Below are 20,468 nucleotides of genomic sequence, written 5' to 3'. Positions count from 1 at the left end.
GCACGCCCGCTCCCACAGGTACTGCACTGGCCTTTAGGCCAGTGCAGTACCTGTGGGAGGTTGAGGTTTGACTAGATCATGGTGGTGGCGCTGACCAGGGAGAAGGCGACTCCAACGCTGTTGGCTTCGACGGTCTAGTCGCGAGTTTGACCTAGTCAAGGGGAAAAAACTTCTGGTTTGTAATTTGGGTTGGGGTGTCTTCTCAAAAAATTTTTCCACAGGCGAATATGCTTGTAGCGCACAACCTGCCGGAAGTTGCCAGAAGAAATGATGGCGGTTCTTTGCTTGGTAATCCAATCAAGTGGTTTTACGCCAAGGGGTGGGTTTTGGAAAAGCTCGGTTACTGCTTCTGAGCTCCAGCTGACATGAACCTTTCCATGATAGGCTTTTACATTTTTTTTCGCCAACCTTGCGAAGGTCGCTGCAAATGATTCGTTCTTGGATGTGGCGTCGGCCGAACTGCACATTAATAAACGCACGTGATCAAAATTTTGCGGATCTATACCGTTTGACTTCATGCTGCTCAATAATTTTGATGGCGTATAATTAGTGTTTTCGCCTGCCATTAGCCAAGTATCCAGGAAGTCATCATAAACACCATGTCCCGTTATGGATATGCGCTTGCCTCCTTTATGAGTGTCGACAATATAATGTATTTCTTTATCCAACGGATTGATATCCTCAATGGCACCCCCCATTGCCATCGCGCCTCTCTTGCCCTTGAAGGGCAGTCTCGCCGAGCGGCTGGTTATGGCCGAAGCTGCGCCCTTCTGAATACCTGCAAATCCTGCAGCCAAGCTACTCATGCCGAAGGCGAACCCCATGAAACCCATTACCTTGGAGAGTTGCGGATCACTTTCTTCGGTCATGATCGAGGCAATCTCGAACCCCGCAGACACTGCAGCAAGCCCCGTGATCGCGATTGTCATCTGCAGCGATGCACCTCCGGTAAGTGGTGCCATCACCACTCCAGCCACCGCCATGCCAATTCGAAACTCCTTGGTGTACATCGCGGGTAGAGCTTCCTGGCGCTGATAGTGCGCTACCATCTGGTGCCCACTTGGATCGTGATAGTTTACCGGGTCCCCCCCGCAGTAGGCGTAGCTCGCGGGCCCCCCAGCATCAAACGGACTCCAGCTGTCAGGGACCTGGAAACACATGAAGCGCGGGTCATACACTCGCCGGCTACCTAGGTAGTAGGTACCATCTGGAAGTACAGCTTCGCCTTTGAAACCTAGCAAATGACTGGTCGTGTCGTCCGATAGTTTATCGCCATACGGCGTGTAATAATGATATTTAATGGTTCCTTGATTACTTACTGTGGCAAATACCGTGCCTGCGGCGTCACGCAGTTCAAAGCTGTTAGCCGTGTTTCCGCCATCCTCGCGCGAGACCTGCAGAAGGCAGCTTGGGCTATCGTTGAGTAGAGCCAGGACACGCTGCTCCACCTGCTGACATTCAACCAATTTGATAGTGCGTTGTGTCCGTGCGTAGATCTTGCCGTCGCGGTAATGGTACTGATAGCCACGACATGAATCCTTGTCCGACCTAGTGAGCATGCATAGGCGGCCGATGTTATTGTATTCATAACAATAAAGAGGGCTGTTGGCGGAGGTTCCTGAATGTATCTGTAGTTGCCCGTTGGGTGCATAAATATTAAGACTGCTGTCAACTTCAGACCAGCGCCCTTGATTGTCACCCTTTATAGAATGGTCATTATGTTTGGATAATAATCCGGGCTTTCCTGTCGCGTATTCACGCTTTATTAATTCATTTAAAGGCGTCTCGTGCTTGCGCTTCATCAGCTCAGTTGATGGTATTGCGTATCGGCGTTGAATTGAGTCGAATGGTGGTCTCGCGCCACTGCGGTGTAATAATTTAATTAAAGACAGTGCTCGGTGAGGTGTGCGGGTTATCTCAACGGTCTCGATATTGCCGAGGACGTCATAGTCATAATGATATTTAGTATTGAGTGGCAATAGAATATTATGACTGTTATGTGCGACGCTGTCAGTCATACGGCCTTGTACATCGTAGACGTATGTGTTGCTGGAATGTTTCACCCCGTTCACCGTGAGTACGCTCGCTTTTAATCTCCCATCCGCCAATAGCTCTCGGCTCAAGGTGTGGGTTGCCATGCCAGGAGATTCGAATGTTCGAGACAGTTCGTTGCCCATCACGTCATAACGGTAGGTCACCGTTACGCGACAATCTGACGTGAGATCGTTGACTACCTCTTGGGACAGTAGGCCATTGGCCGTGTAGCTGAAAGATGTTTCGCAGCATGCATTTGACAGCTTGGCCACCCTGCCATGAACATCGTAGCTATAGGTGGTTATATAACCGAGCAGGTCGGTAATAGTGAGTAGTCGCCCGCGACGGGTGTATCGAGTAGAGGTCGTTGCCCATTCGCCTGTATCCCAACGCGTCACTTTTAATGGACAGGTTTCAGTGTAGGTCAAGGTATTCTCATCCCATGAGGACGAGTAGCCATCTAGCACCCCGGGGCCATCTGCTTCGTTGGTTGCCCCCCAACTTTCGGCCCCCTCATACCTGAAACGGGTGGCTGTATCATTAACCGTGCGCGTCTTGACCCGTCCCAGACCATCGATAGTCTGTTTCCCGAGCATGGTTGCTTCGGTGTGATCGTCTCCACCTTCGATGCTTGTGGCCGTTGCCGCTGACGACAAGCTGTTGGGCGAATATTGATTGCGAATCACGATGCCGTTATTGTCCTGCATGGTGGGACGGCCAAAGCGGTCATATTCGTAACTGTACTGTTGCCCTGAATCCATCTTCAGGTTGCTGAGGAGGCCATTTGAGTTGAAGCCGAACGTCATGCCCTGGATCTTGTCCTGCGTTTTGCCAGTGACCGACGTCGTTGTGGACGACCGCGGCAAGCCATCTGCCGCGAACAGTATCTGCTGCTTGAGCTGAGCACCCTCGCCATTTGTATTACCCTGAGTCAGGGTCAGACTACGGCTTTTGGGATCGTAATGACGATGCTGTCTCCACAGCCCGTTGGTGCAGGTAATACCGTTTTCATCCGAGGATACGATATCGACACTGCGGTCGATTTCAACGCCATCTGCGCCCTCCAATATTCGGGTTATGGTACAACTGCCTGTGGCCTCATTGTAATGCCAGGAAGTACTATGGACGAACTGGCAGTCATCTGTAGCGTTATAATCATATTCGATGATGCTGTTCCGACGTCCTTGTTCATCCCGGCCAAATTCCGTCCACAGTAGCCAGTTCTTGCCATCCCACGAAACCTCTGTGCTGTGCTCGCGCCCCAGGCCATCCACCACGACACGCTCTCCTGCACCGGACTGACTATCGATGGCCTGATAACGGAACAGTCCCCTATCAAGCAGTGTGGTGCTGTAGATTACCTTTTCCATGGTTTTCGTACGGTGGCTGATCTGTTCGTCCTTGACCAAGCCATTTTTAGCAATGGTCCATGTGTTCTCGATGCCTTTGCTATCAACGGTCTCCAGTACCAAACCAGCGAACCCGGCACGCGTCTGGCGGGTGGTTAATTCAACATCCTGGCACTTCAATGTGGTTGTAACTGAGGCCTTGCGATTGTCCGTGGCGTCGGCACTGTACTGTAACGACGTGACAGTCTTCGAGTCCGACACCTCTTTGCCATCTTGATCCAGCAGACAGAGTGTCTGTGAGTTGACTTGGCCATAACCTGGTCGTGCAGGGTCAGTTTGGTACTCTAGCTCTTCCACCTGAATCCTTGAGGCTTTTAGACTCTTGAGTTTGAAACCAGTGGCATTGAGTTTACTTTGTGCCTTCAGGCTTTCCTTCAAGTTGGCTTTCATCGCCTGGTACGCTTTTTTCTCATCGTCTCCATGTGCTTTGGCTATCTGCTTGTCCAGACTATTCAGCCAGTCCTGCGCAGCGGCTTCCGCTATTTTTTGCTGGATCTCGACGAGGTCGATCGTCTCAAGGTCGGGGTCGAGGACCGTAAGTTTCACCTTGGGTACAATGACATGAGTCCTGGACAGCCCTTTGCGAGGGGCGCAGTCCAGCGACCGGTAGCCAAAATAGGTCACTTGCTCAACGTGTGTCTGACCATCGGCGATGCGGCTGATCTTCTCGGATTCCACATGCGTGGAGAAACCATAGAAATCCCCGGGATACTTGAGATCTACTGGCAGATTGAATGCTTGCTTGGCATAGTCGCAGGCGCTAGCCGACGCTCGAACCGAGGATAGCGTCCAGATGCTGGAGGTCAGACCACTCTCACTTCCCAATCTCAAAGGCAGCACATCACTGAACATGACTCCGCATAAGGCCTTGTACAGCAAGGCGCTAAATCCGGGCTCGTGCTTGACGGTCCGCCATTCTTCTACTTCATAGTGCTTGTAGTTATTGTAGTAGCTCCATTCCGTGATCTGGTTACCCTCTGACAGCTGGACCAAGTTGCCCATTGCGTCAAAAGTGGCCGAACTCTTCGACGCGTCCTGTTCACCTACAGCGTGCGTGGTGGTCAACGTAACGGTGCCCTTAACTTCATCAACAGTGACAGCCTGGCGACTGACCGTGGTGACACCGCCGGACGTCACTGTGCTAGCCACTAAACGCCCGTCCTCGAACTCTTGAACGTGGGTGGTAAGTGTTTGCAGGTCTCGCTTGAAGACCTGGGTCGTCTTGTTTTCTTCGTAAGCGTATTCACAGCACTCTTTTACTAGCCCACTTGCCAGTGATAGGCTGCGACAGGTGATCTTGCCATCCTTGTAGGTGAGCGCTTCGCTGTCGACACGCACTGTTTCTTGCTTTTCATCGACCCTGTAGTGAGTCTTGAGCTCGACACCGTTGATTCTGCCTTGGCTAGTATCAATACGGTAAACCTGTTTCTCTGCAAGTGGATCGGCCCCCCTGACCTCAATTGCCCATGCCTTGTCCTCGATACTGCAGTCGTACTTCTTCTGTTCGGCACTATCAGGATAAATTTTTATACAGAACCTGTGATCAGACGTCCAAGTGACCGAAACCAATCGACCGATGTCATCGTCGATTGCAGTCAAGCGAGGTGGGGTAACTGATCGGTCCCAGGTAAAGGTGAGTGTCCTACCGACTGCTGGAACGAAGTGGGTAAGCAAGATATTTGAATTGCTGCCGGCCTTGCCGGTACCTACACAATCGAAGATTTGAGCGATTCCGCTCTTGGCAATCAGGCTGATCTGGCAGTCGTCAATCTCTTTAAAATATGAAAATTGCTCCTGGCGTGCTTGAAGTTGCGCATCCGAGAGTGCATCAAGCTCCGCTTCACTTAACCTGCGGTCCCCGGCCTCCTGGCTGTTGACGAAGGCAAGGCGCTTCTGTACGAAAGTTTCAGCATCCAGAACGAAACCTGGCCCCTCATCCCGTCCGTGATTATTCAAGGTTGCGTTGATTGAACGCCCGTCAGAGTGAGGCAGTGAAGTGATCTTCAGGGTGTAGTCCCAATCAGCCTGCCTTCCATCCCATTCACTCAACATTTTAAAGGACTGAGACCATGTGCCTACTGGCAGGAGGGATATACAGGGTTTACAGCATGCGCTGCTGATAGCCAGTTCAAACGCCGCCCCATGTTCCTCGTCTCCCAAACGCGCAAGCAGCAACTTGAAATGGCCACTACCAGTCGCCGGATCGACGGAAATGCAATTCAGGCTCGGCAAGTTGAGATACAGCCCCTCATGCTGCATGGGATAGGGCGTCGGCAATGCGCTGACACTCGCGCTGTTCTGAGGCATGACAATCTTCCTGTTCAGAGGCATAAGGGGGCGGACAATCGAATGACAGGTGCTCTGAACGGTATTAAGGAGGCTTTGTGATTTAGCCACAACTGACAAAAATATCAGGCGTAGCATGCTTGACAATATGCGGAGAATGCGAGGGAGTTTGCGAGGCGTGCGGTGTATGAAGAGCGGTTTACCTGTTTTGAATGACCTGTCCTGGCTTCTTCCCCTACAAGTGGCTTGGCAACAACTCCGGGCTGTTGAGGTTGCTCAACCTGCGATCATCGTCACTACATTCCAGCCCTTGCACCGCTTCACGCAGCAAGGCCTTCTGCAAACTCCGTTCACCCGCTGCCCAGGCTTGCTCCAGCACCGGCAACAGCCGGCGCGGCAGCACGCTGAACATCGGCTGCCAGTACCCACCCTGGCGCACCATGGCCGCACTGTCACTGATTACCGCCAGCCGTAGCAGGTCCTCGATCAGCCCCCGGTCAACCAGCGGCGCATCACAGGCCAGCAGCACCACCCATTCATGCCGCGCCACCTTGAGCCCGGCAATCACCCCCGCCAGCGGCCCGGGGTAGTCCGCTTCGGCATCGCCCACCAACTGGTCGGCATACGCCTGGTAGGCCTGCTGGTTACGGTTGCAGGAAATCACCAGGTCATCGCTGAGCGGCCGTACCACGCGCTGCACATGCGCCACCAACGGTTCGCCCCGCCAGTCGACCAGGCCCTTGTCACGGCCGCCCATGCGCTGGCCGCGGCCACCGGCAAGAATGAGGATGGAGCAGGGGGGCAGGGCATCAGGCATGAAAAAGGGCTCCGGGCAGTCGTTGCCGGGAACCCTCCCATTTCACACGGGGCTTGTCCAGTCAGCTGTCGTTGGTCACGGCCTGCGTGTCGGCATTACCCGCCTGGCGGCGCCCGGCAAGGCGCGTCACCACCACGAAGAACACCGGCACGAACACCACCGCCAGGGTGGCGCTGAGCATGCCGCCGATCACCCCGGTGCCGATCGCCTGCTGGCTGGCCGAGCTGGCGCCGCTGGCGATGGCCAGGGGCACCACGCCGAGGATGAACGCCAGCGAGGTCATCACGATCGGGCGCAGGCGCAGGCGCGCAGCCTGCACGGCTGCGTCGACGGCATCGACGCCCTGGTCCACCAGGCTCTTGGCGAACTCGATGATGAGGATGGCGTTCTTCGCCGACAGGCCGATCAGGGTAATCAGGCCGACCTTGAAGAACACGTCGTTGGGCATGCCGCGCAGGGTCACGGCCAGCACCGCGCCGAGTACCCCAAGCGGCACCACCAGCAGCACTGCGGTCGGGATCGACCAGCTTTCGTACAGCGCCGCCAGGCACAGGAACACCACCAGCAACGACAGCGCCATCAACATCGGTGCCTGGCTGCCGGACAGCCGTTCCTGCAGCGACAGGCCGGTCCACTCCAGGCCGGCACCGGCCGGCAACTGGGCCACCAGGCGCTCGATCTCGGCCATGGCTTCGCCCGAGCTGTAGCCGGCTGCCGGTTCCCCGGAAATCGACACCGCCGGGTAGCCGTTGTAACGCGTCAGTTGCACCGGGCCGCTGATCCATCTGGCCTGGACGAAGGCGCCCAACGGCACCATCTTGCCGCTGTCGTTGCGCACATGGATTTTCAGCAGGTCTTCGACCTGGCTGCGCTGGTCGCCTTCGGCTTGCACCACAACCCGCTGCATGCGGCCCTGGTTGGGAAAGTCATTGACGTAGCTGGAACCCACGGCCACGTCCAGGACCGTGCCGATATCGGCGAACGACACGCCAAGGGCATTGGCCTGAAGGCGGTCGATTTCCAGCTGGACCTGCGGGCTTTCCGCCAGCGACGCTTCGCGCACGTTGGCCAGTACCTTGCTCTTGCCGGCCTTGGCCAGCAGCTCGTCGCGGGCAGCCATCAGCGCGGCATGGCCCATGCCACCGCGGTCCTGCAGGCGGAACTCGAAGCCGGTCGACTCGCCCAGGCCATCGATCGGTGGCGGCAACACGGAGAACGCCACGGCGTCCTTGAGCTGGGTGAAGGCCAGGGTGGCTCGGTCGGCGATCGATTGGGCGCTGTCTTCGGCACCGCGTTCCGACCAGTCCTTGAGCGTGGTGAAGGCCAGCGCCGCGTTCTGCCCGCTGCCCGAGAAGCTGAAGCCCAGGATCAGCGTGGTGTTGCCCACGCCCGGCTCCTCGGCGTTGTGCGCCTCGATCTGGGCTGCCACCTGTTCGGTGCGCATGCGACTGGCGCCCGGCGGCAGCTGGATGTCGGTGATGGTGTAGCCCTGGTCTTCGGTGGGCAGGAACGCCGTCGGCAACTGGCTGAAGCCATAGCCCAGCACTGCCAGCAGCACCGCGTACACCAACAGGTAGCGGCCACTGCGCTTGAGCGCCTGCATTACCCAGCGCTGGTAGCCGTTGCTCATGCGCTCGAAACGGCGGTTGAACCAGCCGAAGAAGCCTTTGCGCGCATGCTGCTCGCCCTTGGCCACCGGCTTGAGCAAGGTGGCGCACAGTGCCGGGGTGAGGCTGAGGGCAAGAAACGCCGAGAACAGGATCGACACCGCCATCGACAGCGAGAACTGCTGGTAGATCACGCCCACCGAGCCTGGCATGAAGGCCATGGGCAGGAACACTGCGACCAGCACCAGGGTGATGCCGACGATCGCGCCGCTGATCTGGCCCATGGCCTTGCGTGTGGCCGCTTTCGGCAGCAGGCCTTCCTCGGCCATGATCCGCTCGACGTTTTCCACTACCACGATGGCATCGTCGACCAGGATGCCGATGGCCAGCACCATGCCGAACAGGGTCAGCACGTTGACCGAGAAGCCCATGGCCAGCATCACGGCAAAGGTGCCCATCAGTGCCACCGGCACCACCAGGGTGGGGATCAGGGTGTAGCGCAGGTTCTGCAGGAACAGGAACATCACCGCGAACACCAGCAGCATGGCCTCGAACAGGGTATTGATCACCTGCTCGATCGACACCTTGACGAATGGCGAGGTGTCGTAGGGGATGTCGTACTTGACGCCTTCGGGGAAGTAGCGCGCCAGGTCCTGCATTTTTGCCCGCACCAACGTGGCGGTTTCCATGGCGTTGGCCCCCGGCGCCAGCTGCACGCTGAAGGCGGTGGCGGGCTTGCCGTTCAGGCGGGTGCCGTACTGGTACTCCTGGGCGCCGATCTCGACCCGGGCGACATCACCAATGGTAACGCTGGAGCCGTCCGGGTTGGCGCGCAGGACAATGGCGGCGAACTCCTCGGGGGTACTCAGCTGGCCCTTGACCACCACGTTGGCGGTGATTTCCTGGGTGCCGCGGCCGGGCAGGTCGCCGATGCTGCCAGGCGCAACCTGGATGTTCTGCGCCGCGACGGCCGTGGCCACGTCGTTGGGCGTGAGGTTGAAGCCGATCAGCTTGCGTGGGTCGATCCAGATGCGCATGGCGCGCTCCGAACCGTACAACTGGGCCTTGCCGACGCCCTTGAGGCGGCGGATTTCGTCCATCACGTTGCGCGCGAGGATATCCGACAAGGCGGTTTCGTCGAGCTTGCCATCTGTCGACGTGAGGGTGGCCAGCAGCAGGAAGCCGGTGGACACCTTTTCCACCTGCAGCCCCTGCTGGGTGACCGGGCGCGGCAGGCGTGACTCGACCACCTTCAGGCGGTTCTGCACGTCGACCTGGGCCAGGTCCGGGTTGGTGCCCGGGGCGAAGGTGGCGGTGATGGTGGCGCTGCCCAGGCTGCTCTGCGACTCGAAGTACAGCAGGTTGTCGGCGCCGTTGAGTTCCTGCTCGATCAGGCTGACCACGCTTTCGTCCATGGTCGCGGCCGAGGCGCCTGGGTACACGGCGTAGATCTCCACCTGTGGCGGTGCCACATTGGGGTACTGGGCCACTGGCAGTTGCGGGATCGCCAGGGCACCGGCCAGCAGGATGAACAGTGCGACCACCCAGGCGAATACCGGGCGGTCGATGAAGAATTGCGGCATGAATCAGGCCCTCACTGGCCGGTGTGCTGTGCGATGGGCGCTGCCCCTGATGCGTCGTCGACCTGCACCTGGTCACCGGCCTTGACGTGTTGCAGGCCCTCGACCACCACCCGTTCGCCGGGGGCCAGGCCTTCGCTGACGATCCAGCGGTCGCCTTGTGCGCTGCCCAGGACCACCTGGCGGTCGCTGACCCGGGCCTGCGGGTCGACCACCAGCACCTTGGGCACGCCAGCGCTGTCGCGCAGGATGGCGCGCTGCGGCACGCTCAGGCCCTTGGGCTGCACGGCCTGCTCCAGGCGCACGCGCACGTAGCTGCCGGGCAGCAGGTCGAGGTCCGGGTTGGGGAACTCGCTGCGCAGGGTGATCTGGTTGGTGCTGGGGTCGACGCTGATGTCGGAGAACAGCAGCTTACCCGGCAGTGGGTAAGCACTGCCGTCGTCCTGGATCAGCGTGGCACGGGCCTGACCGTCGCCAACCTGCTGCAGCTCACCGGCCCGCAGGGCACGGCGCAAGGCATTCAGCTCGCGGGTCGACTGGGTGACATCGGCGTGGATCGGGTCCAGCTGCTGGATGGTCGCCAGTGGCGTGGTCTCGTTCTGCCCGACCAGCGCACCTTCGGTGACCTGGGCGCGGCCGATCCGGCCGGAAATCGGCGCGGTCACGGTGGCGTAGCCGAGGTTGAGGCGGGCGCGCTCCAGGGCGGCCCTGGCTTCGGCGACGGCGGCGTCGGCCTGCAGGAAAGCGGCCTTGGCGTTGTCGTATTCCTGGCGGCTGACGGCCTTGTCGTCGACCAGCTCGCGGTAGCGCTGCTCCTGCAGGCGCGCCTGGTACAGGGTGGCCTCGGCCTTGGCCAGGGTGGCGCGGGCGCTGTCATGGTCGGCCTTGAACGGCGCCGGGTCGATCAGGAACAGCACATCGCCCTGCTTGACGTCGCTGCCTTCGCGATACACCCGCTTGAGCACAACGCCCGCGACACGCGCCCGCACTTCGGCGGTGCGCGGCGCGAGGATACGGCCGCTGAGCTCACTGCTGATGGCCAGTGGCTGCAGTTGCAGGGTTTCCACCCGCACTTGCGGGGTGGGGGCCTGTTCTTCCTGTTCGGCGCTGTCGTCGCAGCCGGCCAGGGACAGGCTCAGGAACGCCAGAAGCGCCAACGGGCGCAAGCGTGGGGGGAGGGTAGTAGACATACGGATCTTCCGATGATGACCGCCGGTATGCTACGGCAGGCGTTCCTTGCGTGGCTGTTAATACCTGTAGGACGAGTGTTAAAAAGTGTGAAGAACAATCCTGTCTGCCTGTAGTGTTCTATATCCTGAGTATTCCTGTGCCGGCCTCTTCGCGGGCTTGCCCGCTCCCACAGGGACTGCACAGCTTTCAAGTGCTGTTGGGTCCCTGCGGGAGCGGGCAAGCCCGCGAAGAGGCCGGTGAGGTCTTACCCCAACCCAGATTCCCAAGCGCCTATGCCGAATATTTTCCTGGTCGAAGATGACAGCGCCCTGTCCGAACTGATCGCCAGCTACCTGCAACGCAACGACTTCCATGTCCAGGTGATCGCCCGTGGCGATCATGTGCTGGACGAGTACCGCCGGCAAAAGCCCGACCTGGTGATCCTCGACCTGATGCTGCCGGGCATCGATGGGCTGCAGCTGTGCCGCCTGTTGCGCCAGGAATCGCAGAGCCTGCCGATCCTGATGCTGACCGCCCGCGATGACAGCCACGACCAGGTGCTGGGCCTGGAAATGGGCGCCGACGACTATGTGACCAAACCCTGCGAGCCGCGCGTGCTGCTGGCCCGCGTGCGCACCCTGCTGCGCCGCAGCAGCGTCCATGAACCACGCCTGGACAACGAGCTGATCCTGATCGGTGGCCTGCGCATCGACCTGGCCGAACGTACGGTGAGCTGGCGCGGCGAAGAGGTGGAGCTGTCCAGTGGCGAATACAACCTGCTGGTGGTGCTGGCGCGCAATGCCGGCGAGGTGCTGAACCGTGACCGCATCCTGCAGCAGTTGCGCGGTATCGAGTTCAATGGCACCGACCGTTCGGTGGACGTGGCCATTTCCAAGCTGCGGCGCAAGTTCGACGACAACGCCGGCGAAGCGCGCAAGATCAAGACCGTGTGGGGCAAGGGTTACCTGTTCAGCCGTGTCGAGTGGGAGTGCTGACCGCCCATGCTGAAGATTCTGGTGCGGCTGTACCTGGTGATCATCGTGGCCTATGCCGGTGCGCTGTTGTTGATCCCGGACAGCATCGTCGGCCTGTTCCAGGACCGCTTCATGGCCTACAACCTGGACCAGGCCAAGGGCGTGCAGTCGCTGATCGTGCGCCAGTTCCGCCAGGCCCCGCGCGAGCAGTGGCCGGCGGTGGAACAGGAACTGGCCAGGGATTTCGCCCCGCTGCAGTTGCAGCTGCTGCGCATGGACCAGGCCGGCTTGAGCGAGGCCGAGCGGGCACGCCTGGAGCATGGCCTGTACGCGGTGCGCATCGCCGAGTGGGGCTACTACGAGACGGTGCTGGCACCGCTGGACAAGGAATGGCTGGTGCGCCTGCACTCGCCCCCCGACCCGCTGGACATCAACGTGCTGTCGTGGGGGGTGACCGTGCTGATCGGTGCGGTCATGCTCGGCTGCCTGCTGCTGTGGGTATGGCCGCACTGGCGCGACCTGGAGCGTTTGAAAGAAACCGCTCGGCGCCTGGGCCAAGGGCAGATGGCCGAGCGCACGCACATCTCGCCGCATTCCAACATCGGTGAGCTGGCCCGGGTGTTCGACACCATGGCCGGCGACCTGGAACGCCATGTCAACCAGCAACGCGAGCTGCTCAATGCGGTATCGCACGAGTTGCGCACACCGCTGACCCGGCTGGACTTCGGCCTGGTGCTGCTGTTCGACGAAGTGCCACCGGCCTGCCGCAAGCGCCTGCTGGAACTGGTGGGGCATGTGCGTGAGCTGGATGAGCTGGTGCTGGAGCTGTTGTCCTATAGTCGGTTGTACAACGCCGACCAGGCCCGCGAGCGGGTCGAGGTGTCGCTGCTGGAGTTGGTCGACAGCGTGCTGGGTGGCTTTGCCGAGGAGCTCGATGGCCGGGGTATCCAGTGGGAGGTACGGGCCGAGGGTGACTTGCCGCGATTTGTGCTCGACCCACGGTTGACGGCACGGGCGGTGCAGAACCTGGTGCGCAACGCCATGCGTTATTGCGACGAGAGTTTGTTGCTGCGGTTGCGTCGGGAGGAAGATGGTACCTGCCTGGTGACGGTGGAAGATGACGGCATTGGCATACCGGTAGCAGAGCGCGAACGGATCTTCCAGCCGTTCTATCGGCTGGACCGCAGCCGTGACCGCAATACCGGCGGGTTTGGCCTGGGCCTGGCGATCAGCCGACGGGCGATCGAAGGGCAGGGCGGGACCCTGACCGTGGCACAGTCGGCGCTGGGCGGGGCGCAGTTCCGGATTCGCCTGCCTGCCGGTTGATGTGTCGCCTGTGCCGGCTGCTATTCGCTGTCTGCCAGCCGGGCCGACCACAGCACAAAGCGGTCCTTGCCACTGTGCTTGGCTTCATACAGCGCCTGGTCGGCGCGCACCAGCGCCGTGGTCAGGCTGTCTCCCAGGTCTACCCGGGCCAGGCCGATACTGACGGTCACCGGGTGTTCGGCAATGTCCTCGCGTACCCGTTGGCACAACCCCGCCACCCGCTGCTCGACGCCTTGCTGGTCCAGCCCCTGGAAAAACACCGCGAACTCCTCGCCGCCCAGCCTGGCGAATTCGAAACCGGTCATGCTCGCCTTGATATGCATGGCCACGCGCTTGAGCACTTCATCACCCACGTCATGGCCAAAGCGGTCATTCACCCGTTTGAAATTGTCGATGTCGATCATCGCCAGGTACTGCCCGGCCTTGGCCAGGCGCAGCTGTTGGCCGGCCTGGGTCATGAACGAGCGGCGGTTGGGGATTTCCGTCAGGGCGTCAACATAGGCCTGCTCCAGCAGCACCTTGGACAGATAGAAATTGTGCAGCTTGGCCTTGCGCATCTGCACGTAGCTGTAGATGACCAGGCCGCTGAGGAACACTGCGTAGCTCAGCAGCATGGCGCCTTCCAGCTCGTCCGCGTCGATACGGGTGTGATAGAACGGGTTGAGCATCACCCAGGTGATGGCCATGGCGCAGAAGAACGACCAGCGCCGAACCGGTAGCACCGACACGGCATACAGCACGGTGGACACCCCGAGTACCAGCCACACCGGGCGCTGGGCCACCGGGATGCCTTCGATCACCAGGCGCATGCCCAGGGTGATAACGGTGATGAACAGCAGATTGAGCACATCGAAGTGATGGCTACGGCGGGTGAACCGCAGCACCAAGGTGAGGCAGCCGAGCAGGGCGAGGAACACGCACGACAGCCAGGTGAAGCCCTGGCCGCCGAGGAAACTGACGATCAGGTCGAAGACCAGCCAGATCAGGATACTGACGCAGAACACCAGCAGGCAGAACGGGCGCATGGACTCGAATTCGTGCTGGCGGAACTCGGCGCGCAGGGCGGCGGGGGCGACCTGCTTGCGTACGTGCGCTTCGATGGTCTTGAACATCGCTAGCTCCTGGGTGTACTGCGAAGGGGCCGGGTCTGACGCCTCAATTGTTGGGCAGAATACCCCGCGCCCAGGGGCGATAGCGCAAGTCGAACACCGCCTCGGCATGGCAGCTGCCGCCCAGCTTCGGTTCGGCAGGCTCGGCCCGGAACGCCTGCCCTGGCGCACTCACCTGGCGGAACGCCTCGCGCACTACACCCACCCGGCACGGCAAGGCCTGCTCATAGCCCTGGCGCACCAGCGCGGGCAAGCGCCCGGTGCCCGTGCCGTCCTGCCACCACACGGTCATGCCCAGGCCGGCCAGTTGATCCAGCCAGGCGGCATTGACCCGTGGCGACAGTTTGCCCGCGCTGAAAGCACTGATGTGCAGGGGTTTGTCGAGCTGGCGGTTGAAGGCCTGCAATTGGCTGAACAGCGCTTCGCGCCGCTCGGCTTGACGAAAATGCAGGTCGTCCAGTTCCATCGGCAGGTACCAGCCATCCACCGGCAACTGCCACGTCTGGCGCAGTTGCCGGTAGTGGCTGAGCGAGCGCCCCAACTGTGCCTTCCAGTACGAGTCGAGGCCGTCACCATCGAGCTCGTCGAGGCGCTGGTAATAGGCCGGGTCCATGTACAGCCCCAGCACCAGCTGCAAGCCTTCGGCGCGGGCGCTGCGCAGGCTGTTGGCCAGCCAGCCGTTCGCGCCGCCGAAATCGCTGTCGCCGTAGGCGCTCCATTGCACGATCAGGGTCTTGCCGCCCTGGGCTGCGGTGGCGCGCCACAGCTGTTGCCATTGGGCAGGGGTGATACCGGCATCGCGGTTGAGGGGTTGGTAGAACAGGCGCTGGTCGGCGCTGGCCGGCAGACACAGGGCGAGCAGGCACAGGGCCAGGATCGTACGCATCAGAAGGTCATCTCCGCACCGACCAGCACGCCATTGGCGCGCTCGTATAGATTGCCGCCCAGCGATTGCTGGTACTCGGCCCGCACTTTCAGCGAACCGCGGTAGGCGTTGTAGCGGTCGTCATCGAACCACCATTGCCAGCGCACGCCGACCCCGGCCCGCGCGTCCTGGCGCCAGTCGTTGCTCGGGTCCTGGCTGGAGAATTCGACAAAGCCATACGGCATGAGGGTTTGCGGTGAACTGCCCGGCAGCTTCCAGGCATGGCCCTGCTGATAGCGCGACAGCCAGGCGTGGTCACCGGCGCGGGTCCACCAGGCAGCGTCGAGGTACAGGAAGCGCTCGTTCCAGTCGTCTTCATCAACCCGCCAGTCGTTGCGCCAGGCGCCCTGGTCGAGGAACGAGGCGGTGGCGCGCAGCAGCAGGTCATTGCTCGATTCGGCATGGTGGCGCAGGTCGCCCCAGTTACCACCGACCTTGGCCGGGCTCAGCAGCTGGCCCAGGCTCAGGCCGCGATAGTGCGTTTCGTCGATCTGCCGCTGGTGATACAGCTCGGCATACAGGTTGAGGTTGGCCTGGCCGAGTGGCTTGTAGCGCAGGCCCACCCCCGTGCCCACGCTTTGTGCATAGTCGGTGCGGCTTTGCCCGCCGAACAGCACCCGGCCATACACCGACAAGGTGCTGCCGTTGCGGCTTGGCTCCTCGCCCAGGGCGTGGTCCCACATGGCCAACTGCACGTTCTGCGATTGCGCGCGGCGCGAGGTGCCGCTGCGCTGGCCATCGTCGAGGAACTTGTCGTTGGTCGAGGTACCGGCCGGCGACCAGGTGCTGGCCAGAGTGATGGTGTCGCGCCGCGACAGGCTCTCATGGGCCCGCCGCTGGCGGTACTTGCGGGCTTCCAGGCTGCCGTATTCATCATCGCCGTCGACCAGGTTCTGCTCCACATCGAGCACGCGGCGCAGCTCGCGACGTGCCGCGGCGCTGTCTTCGACCTCGTCGTAGCGCAAGGCCAGCGTCTCGCCCAGGCGGTAATCCTCGGGAAAGTCGTGGGTGGCACGTTCCAGCAAGGGGATCGACTGGCGGCGCTGGTGCTTGTCTGCCGAGCCGGCCAGGCGCATGCCATAGTCGGCGCGGTAGCGCGGCTGGTCGGGGGCCAGGCGTACGGCTTCGGCCAGCCAGGCGCTGCTTTGCGCGGTGTCGCCGGCCAGTTGCGCGGTGCTGGCGGCGGCGTAGTAATGGTCGGCTCGCGGAGCATGCGCCAGGGCCTGGCGCTGCAAGCCCAGCGCGCCCTGATAGTCGCCTTGCTGCTGGGCGATGGCGGCACCCAACGCCCAGTCGTCGGCGCTATGGTGCCCGGCGGCCTCCCAATAGCGTCGGGCCGCCTGCGGGTCGCCGGCATTCAGCGCGCCACGGGCAGCAGTGAGGCGGGCGTTTTCGGTCCAGGTACTGTCCGGCAGGCTGCGCCAGATGGCCAGGGCGGCCTCGGAATCGCCGGCGGCCTCGAGGGCATAGGCCAGCGGCAGACGGCTGCCACGGTCGCCCAGGCGCTCGGCAGCCTGATAGTAGACGACCGCTTCACCGGGCTGGTCGGGCATGGCGCAGCGGCCCAGCGCGCGGTACTGGCCGGGTTCGCTCGGGGCGGCTGGCATGGCCTGGCGCACAGCATCGCAGTGGCCGGCCTCGGCCAGGCGGCCGAGCAGCTGGGCACGGGTATTGGCGTCAACCCGGGGGGCCAGGCCGAGCATGCGGCGACGGTCCAGCGGCCCGTCGTTGCGTGCATACAGGTTGCCCAGGCGCTGCAGCAGCGATGGGGCAAGGCGGCCCTGGTGGCGGTCGTAGGCTTGCTCCAGCAATTGCCGGGCGTGATCCGTGTAGCCCTGTTGGGTCAGCAGGAAGGTGGCTTGCTCCAGGGCGGCCAGGTCACCGCTTTGCCGGTAGCGTTTTTCCCATTCGGCGGCAGTGTGTGGTTGCGGTGGCTGTGGCGGGTCACCGTACAGACGCTGCCTGAGCACGGCGTAGGCCTTGGGATCGGTGCCGGCAGTGCAACCCTTGAATTGTTCGCGGGCCAGCGCCGGGTCCCGGCGCGACAGCCAGTCGACGGTTTCCAGGCAGGGGCGCTGCAGTTCATTGCTCAGGCGCTGCACCAGCGCGGCGTCCTGGCCTTCGCGGGCCAGTTCCCACAGCTGCTGGCGCTGCACTGGCTGGTTCAGTTGCTCGGCCGGCAGCGCCTGCAGCCAGCGCTGGGCCTGTTGGTTCTGGCCGACGGCGATGGCCCGGTTGGCCATGGCCAGGCGGGCCTGGTCGGCGGCTGCGGCGGATGGCGCACTGGGCAGCAGTGCGTTCAAGCCGTTTTCGTCAACCTGCTGGACATAGGCATTGGCCAGGCGCTGCCAGTCCTGGGCAGGCAACTGGCGCTGGTCGGCGAGCGGCTGTAGCTGCTCGATGGTTTCCTTCCAGTTGTGCAGCTGTTCGGCGAAGTTGGCCCGGGCCAGGCGCAGCACTTGGCCGTCCTCCCGTGGTGGCAGATGATTGAGCCACTCCAGGGCCTTGGCGGCGCCACCGGACTTGGCCAGGCTCAGGCTGTAGGCCTGCCACAGGCGCACGCGCTGGCTGCCATCGCTGCTGGCCAGCCAGCGCTCCACCTGGCTGGCCGGGGGCGGGTCCTGTTCGATCCAGGCCAGACGCAGTTCGAGCAGGGCGTTGGCATGCGCAGGGTCGTCAGCCAGTTGTTCAGCCAGCGCTTCGGCTTCCTGGTAGCGGCGTTGGTGGGCCAGGGCCTCCATCAGCAGCGCGCGGGCTTCGTCATTGTTCGGTACCCGGTCGAGGACGTGACGGGTCAGGCGCTCGACCTCGGCCCAGTTGTCCTTCTTCGCCTCTCGGTAGCTACGTTCCATGAACGGGTAGCTGGTGAACCGCTGGAAGTCGGTCATCGGCGTCGACGCCGCGCTTGGCAGGGCAGCGGAACACAGCAACAGGCCAGTGAAAGTGAGGGAAAAGCGCGGCTTCATGCCACCTCCCGGGTCAGGTCAAAGGCGGCCTGCTGTTCGCTGGCCTGTTCGATCAGGGCCTCATGCAGCACCTGCTCGGTGATGATGCCGCGGGTGATCAGGTATTCGCCCAGGCTTTGGTGGTCTGGGTTGTAGTCGATCAGCGCCTGGTTGAACAGGGTAACTGGCACCATGCCGCGCACCTGCAGCAGGGCACCGAGCATCACCTGGTGATGGCTGACCCGTTCCAGCAGCGCTTCATCGTCCTGGCAGCGTTCCAGAACGGCCAGCATCTCGCGGGTTTCCGGCTTCTGCCAGGGGCTCGGGTAGTGATAACGCAGGCCCAGGGTCACCCGGCCCTGTGGCGCCAGTCGCGCGCTGACCGGGCGTTTCAACTGGCGGCTTATCACCCCCAGCGATACTTGGCTGACTGGGCTTTCGCTGGCCAGGATCAGCGTGTCGCCGGCTTCGGCTACCGGTAGCACACCATAGTGCGTGGCCAGCTTGCGTGGCAGCTTGGCGATCAGGTGTGGGTCGAGCTTGAACGGGTTCAGCGGTGCCCAGGGCAGGTCGAGTTGTTCGGCCAGGGTAGCCACCAGCTGTTCGCTGTTCAGCCAGCCGCGCAGCAGCAATTCGCGGCCCAGGCGGCGGCGTACCGGGCCGGTGATCGCCTGTTGCAACTGTTCGTCGCTGATCAGGCCCTTGGCGATCAGGCGCTGGCCCAGCGGGGTACGGGCTGGGGCGGCGATGGCGGGGAATTCGTGAGTGGTCTTGTCCCAGGCCACGCGCCGCGAGTCGCCCATCTCCATCACCTGGCGCAAGGCGCGCAAGTTGGCGAAGAAGTTGACGAAGTTGCTCCACATCATCCGTGGTGCCGACAGTAGGCCCTCGCCGATGCCATAGAAGCGGGTGACGAACCAGGCGCGCTGGAACAGGCGGTTGACCAGCAGCAGCCCGTTCAGCCAGAGCAAGCTGGCCAGCAGCGGGCTGTCATCGAGGATCGACATGAAGCGCCACGACTCCGGTGCAATTACCGTGACCAGCCACATGGCCAGCAACACCAGCAGCAACAGGTTGACCAGGAAGCTCAGCAGGTAGGCGAACAACCCGCGGCGGTCACGCCAGAGAAAGTAGTTGAGCGCGCCCTTGCGGCTCCAGCCAAGGTTGCTGGTGCCCTGGAACACGATGCCGACGATCCACCGCGACTTCTGCCGAATGGCGTGTTGCCAGTCGCGCGGGAAGTGCTCGCGCACGCAGATCACCTGCGAGAATTCGCGGCTCATGCCCGGGCGCCACTCCTGCTGCAGGGTCAGGTTCGGGTCGGTGATGGAGTAGCGGGCGAAAATGCACTTCATGCCCTTTTGCTTCAGGCGAAAACCGATGTCGTAGTCTTCGGTAAGGCTCTGCACGTCGAAGGCGATGCCGTCGCCGTCCTCAAGCAGTGCGGCGATGGCGCGGCGGCTGAAGCAGGTGCCCACGCCTGCACTGGGCACCTGGCCGGTCAGGGCTTCGCGCACGATCACGTCCTTGCCGTGGTTCTCGGCAAATTCGTCGACATAATGGCCGGCGGTGAAGCCTTTCCATTCCGGTGCGTAGGGGTATACCGGGATCTGGATCATGTCCTTGTTCGGCAGCAGGTAATTGAACAGGCGCAACTCCATGGGTGAAATCACGTCTTCGGCGTCATGCAGGATGAAACCGGCGAATTCGATGCCGGCGTCCTGCTGGAAGCGCAGCAGGGCGTCGATGATGTTGTTCAGGCAGTCGGCCTTGCTGGTGGGGCCGGGGCGCGCGCAGACCACCTTGTGCACGTTGGGGTAGTGCAGGCACACCGCGTCGACATCGGCCTGGGTTTGCGGGTCGTTGGGGTAGGTACCGACGAAGATCTGGTAATTCTCGTAGTCGATGGTCGAGGCTGCGAGGCGCGCCATTTCTCCCACCACGCCCACTTCGTTCCAGGCCGGGACCATGATCGCCAGGGGCTTTTCCGGTACTTCGAACAAGCGTTTTTCGTCGGCTCTTTCGTACTTGTCGTAGATACGAAACCGCCGGACCAGCTTGCGGCACCAGAAGCACAGGTCGATGAACAGGTCATCCAGGCCCAGCAGGAACATCAGCGAGGCCAGCACGATGGCGAAGATCTTCAGGCCGAACAGCACGTAGGTCAGGAAATCGATGAATGCCAGGCTCATGTGCCGGCCACCAGTAATAAGGCGTAAGCCATTGTCTTTATCCTCGTTCGATTCCTTGGACGAAGTAGTACGACATGTCGGCGTCTGTCCTCGA

10 protein-coding genes are annotated in these 20,468 nt (G+C 61.7%); 2 read left to right on the top strand and 8 right to left on the bottom strand.

From position 1 onward, the window contains the following. Positions 1–155: 155 nt before the first annotated feature. The 4 genes from HU760_RS13970 to HU760_RS13955 all read right to left on the bottom strand — a co-directional run bounded on the left by HU760_RS13970 (position 156) and on the right by HU760_RS13955 (position 10,923). Positions 156–5,750 carry an RHS repeat domain-containing protein gene (locus HU760_RS13970; protein ID WP_186676764.1) on the bottom strand — a complete coding sequence of 1,865 codons (5,595 nt, stop codon included), beginning with the start codon at positions 5,748–5,750 and terminating at the stop codon, positions 156–158. 214 nt (positions 5,751–5,964) lie between these two features. Next, positions 5,965–6,546 (bottom strand): molybdenum cofactor guanylyltransferase MobA, encoded by a 582-nt coding sequence (mobA, locus tag HU760_RS13965; RefSeq protein ID WP_186676767.1) that lies wholly within the window; start codon positions 6,544–6,546, stop codon positions 5,965–5,967. A 61-nt stretch (positions 6,547–6,607) separates the two neighbouring features. Continuing rightward, positions 6,608–9,736, bottom strand: coding sequence for a multidrug efflux RND transporter permease subunit (locus HU760_RS13960; RefSeq protein ID WP_186676770.1), 3,129 nt, complete (start codon positions 9,734–9,736; stop codon positions 6,608–6,610). An 11-nt stretch (positions 9,737–9,747) separates the two neighbouring features. Beyond that, positions 9,748–10,923: an efflux RND transporter periplasmic adaptor subunit gene (locus HU760_RS13955; protein ID WP_186676772.1), complete on the bottom strand. Its 1,176-nt coding sequence runs from the start codon at positions 10,921–10,923 to the stop codon at positions 9,748–9,750. A gap of 273 nt (positions 10,924–11,196) precedes the next feature. Between HU760_RS13955 and HU760_RS13950 the strand changes: the two genes are divergently transcribed. Next, the gene (locus HU760_RS13950) at positions 11,197–11,898 is read left to right on the top strand and encodes a response regulator (RefSeq protein WP_186676775.1); all 702 of its coding nucleotides are present in this window, start codon (positions 11,197–11,199) and stop codon (positions 11,896–11,898) included. 6 nt (positions 11,899–11,904) lie between these two features. Continuing rightward, the gene (locus tag HU760_RS13945; RefSeq protein ID WP_186676779.1) at positions 11,905–13,203 is read left to right on the top strand and encodes an ATP-binding protein; all 1,299 of its coding nucleotides are present in this window, start codon (positions 11,905–11,907) and stop codon (positions 13,201–13,203) included. 20 nt (positions 13,204–13,223) lie between these two features. Here the strand turns inward: HU760_RS13945 and HU760_RS13940 are convergent, their stop codons facing one another. Genes HU760_RS13940 through nfrB form a run of 4 tightly spaced genes read right to left on the bottom strand, consistent with a single transcriptional unit; the run spans position 13,224 to position 20,374 of the window. Then, positions 13,224–14,315, bottom strand: a complete 1,092-nt coding sequence (locus HU760_RS13940) for a GGDEF domain-containing protein (RefSeq protein WP_186676781.1) — start codon at positions 14,313–14,315, stop codon at positions 13,224–13,226. 43 nt (positions 14,316–14,358) lie between these two features. Further along, positions 14,359–15,198 carry a DUF4434 family protein gene (locus HU760_RS13935; RefSeq protein ID WP_186676782.1) on the bottom strand — a complete coding sequence of 280 codons (840 nt, stop codon included), beginning with the start codon at positions 15,196–15,198 and terminating at the stop codon, positions 14,359–14,361. After that, positions 15,198–18,203, bottom strand: coding sequence for a phage receptor (locus HU760_RS13930; RefSeq protein WP_186676784.1), 3,006 nt, complete (start codon positions 18,201–18,203; stop codon positions 15,198–15,200). Before HU760_RS13930 ends, HU760_RS13935 begins: the two co-directional genes overlap by 1 nt. Next, on the bottom strand, positions 18,200–20,374 hold the full coding sequence (gene nfrB, locus HU760_RS13925) for a cyclic di-3',5'-guanylate-activated glycosyltransferase NfrB (RefSeq protein WP_186676786.1): 2,175 nt from the start codon (positions 20,372–20,374) through the stop codon (positions 18,200–18,202). The genes HU760_RS13930 and nfrB overlap by 4 nt, the downstream gene beginning before the upstream one ends. Positions 20,375–20,468 lie beyond the last annotated feature (94 nt).

This window comes from Pseudomonas oryzicola (assembly GCF_014269185.2).
GTDB lineage: Bacteria > Pseudomonadota > Gammaproteobacteria > Pseudomonadales > Pseudomonadaceae > Aquipseudomonas > Aquipseudomonas oryzicola.
This window is presented reverse-complemented; position numbering and strand designations above follow the sequence as displayed.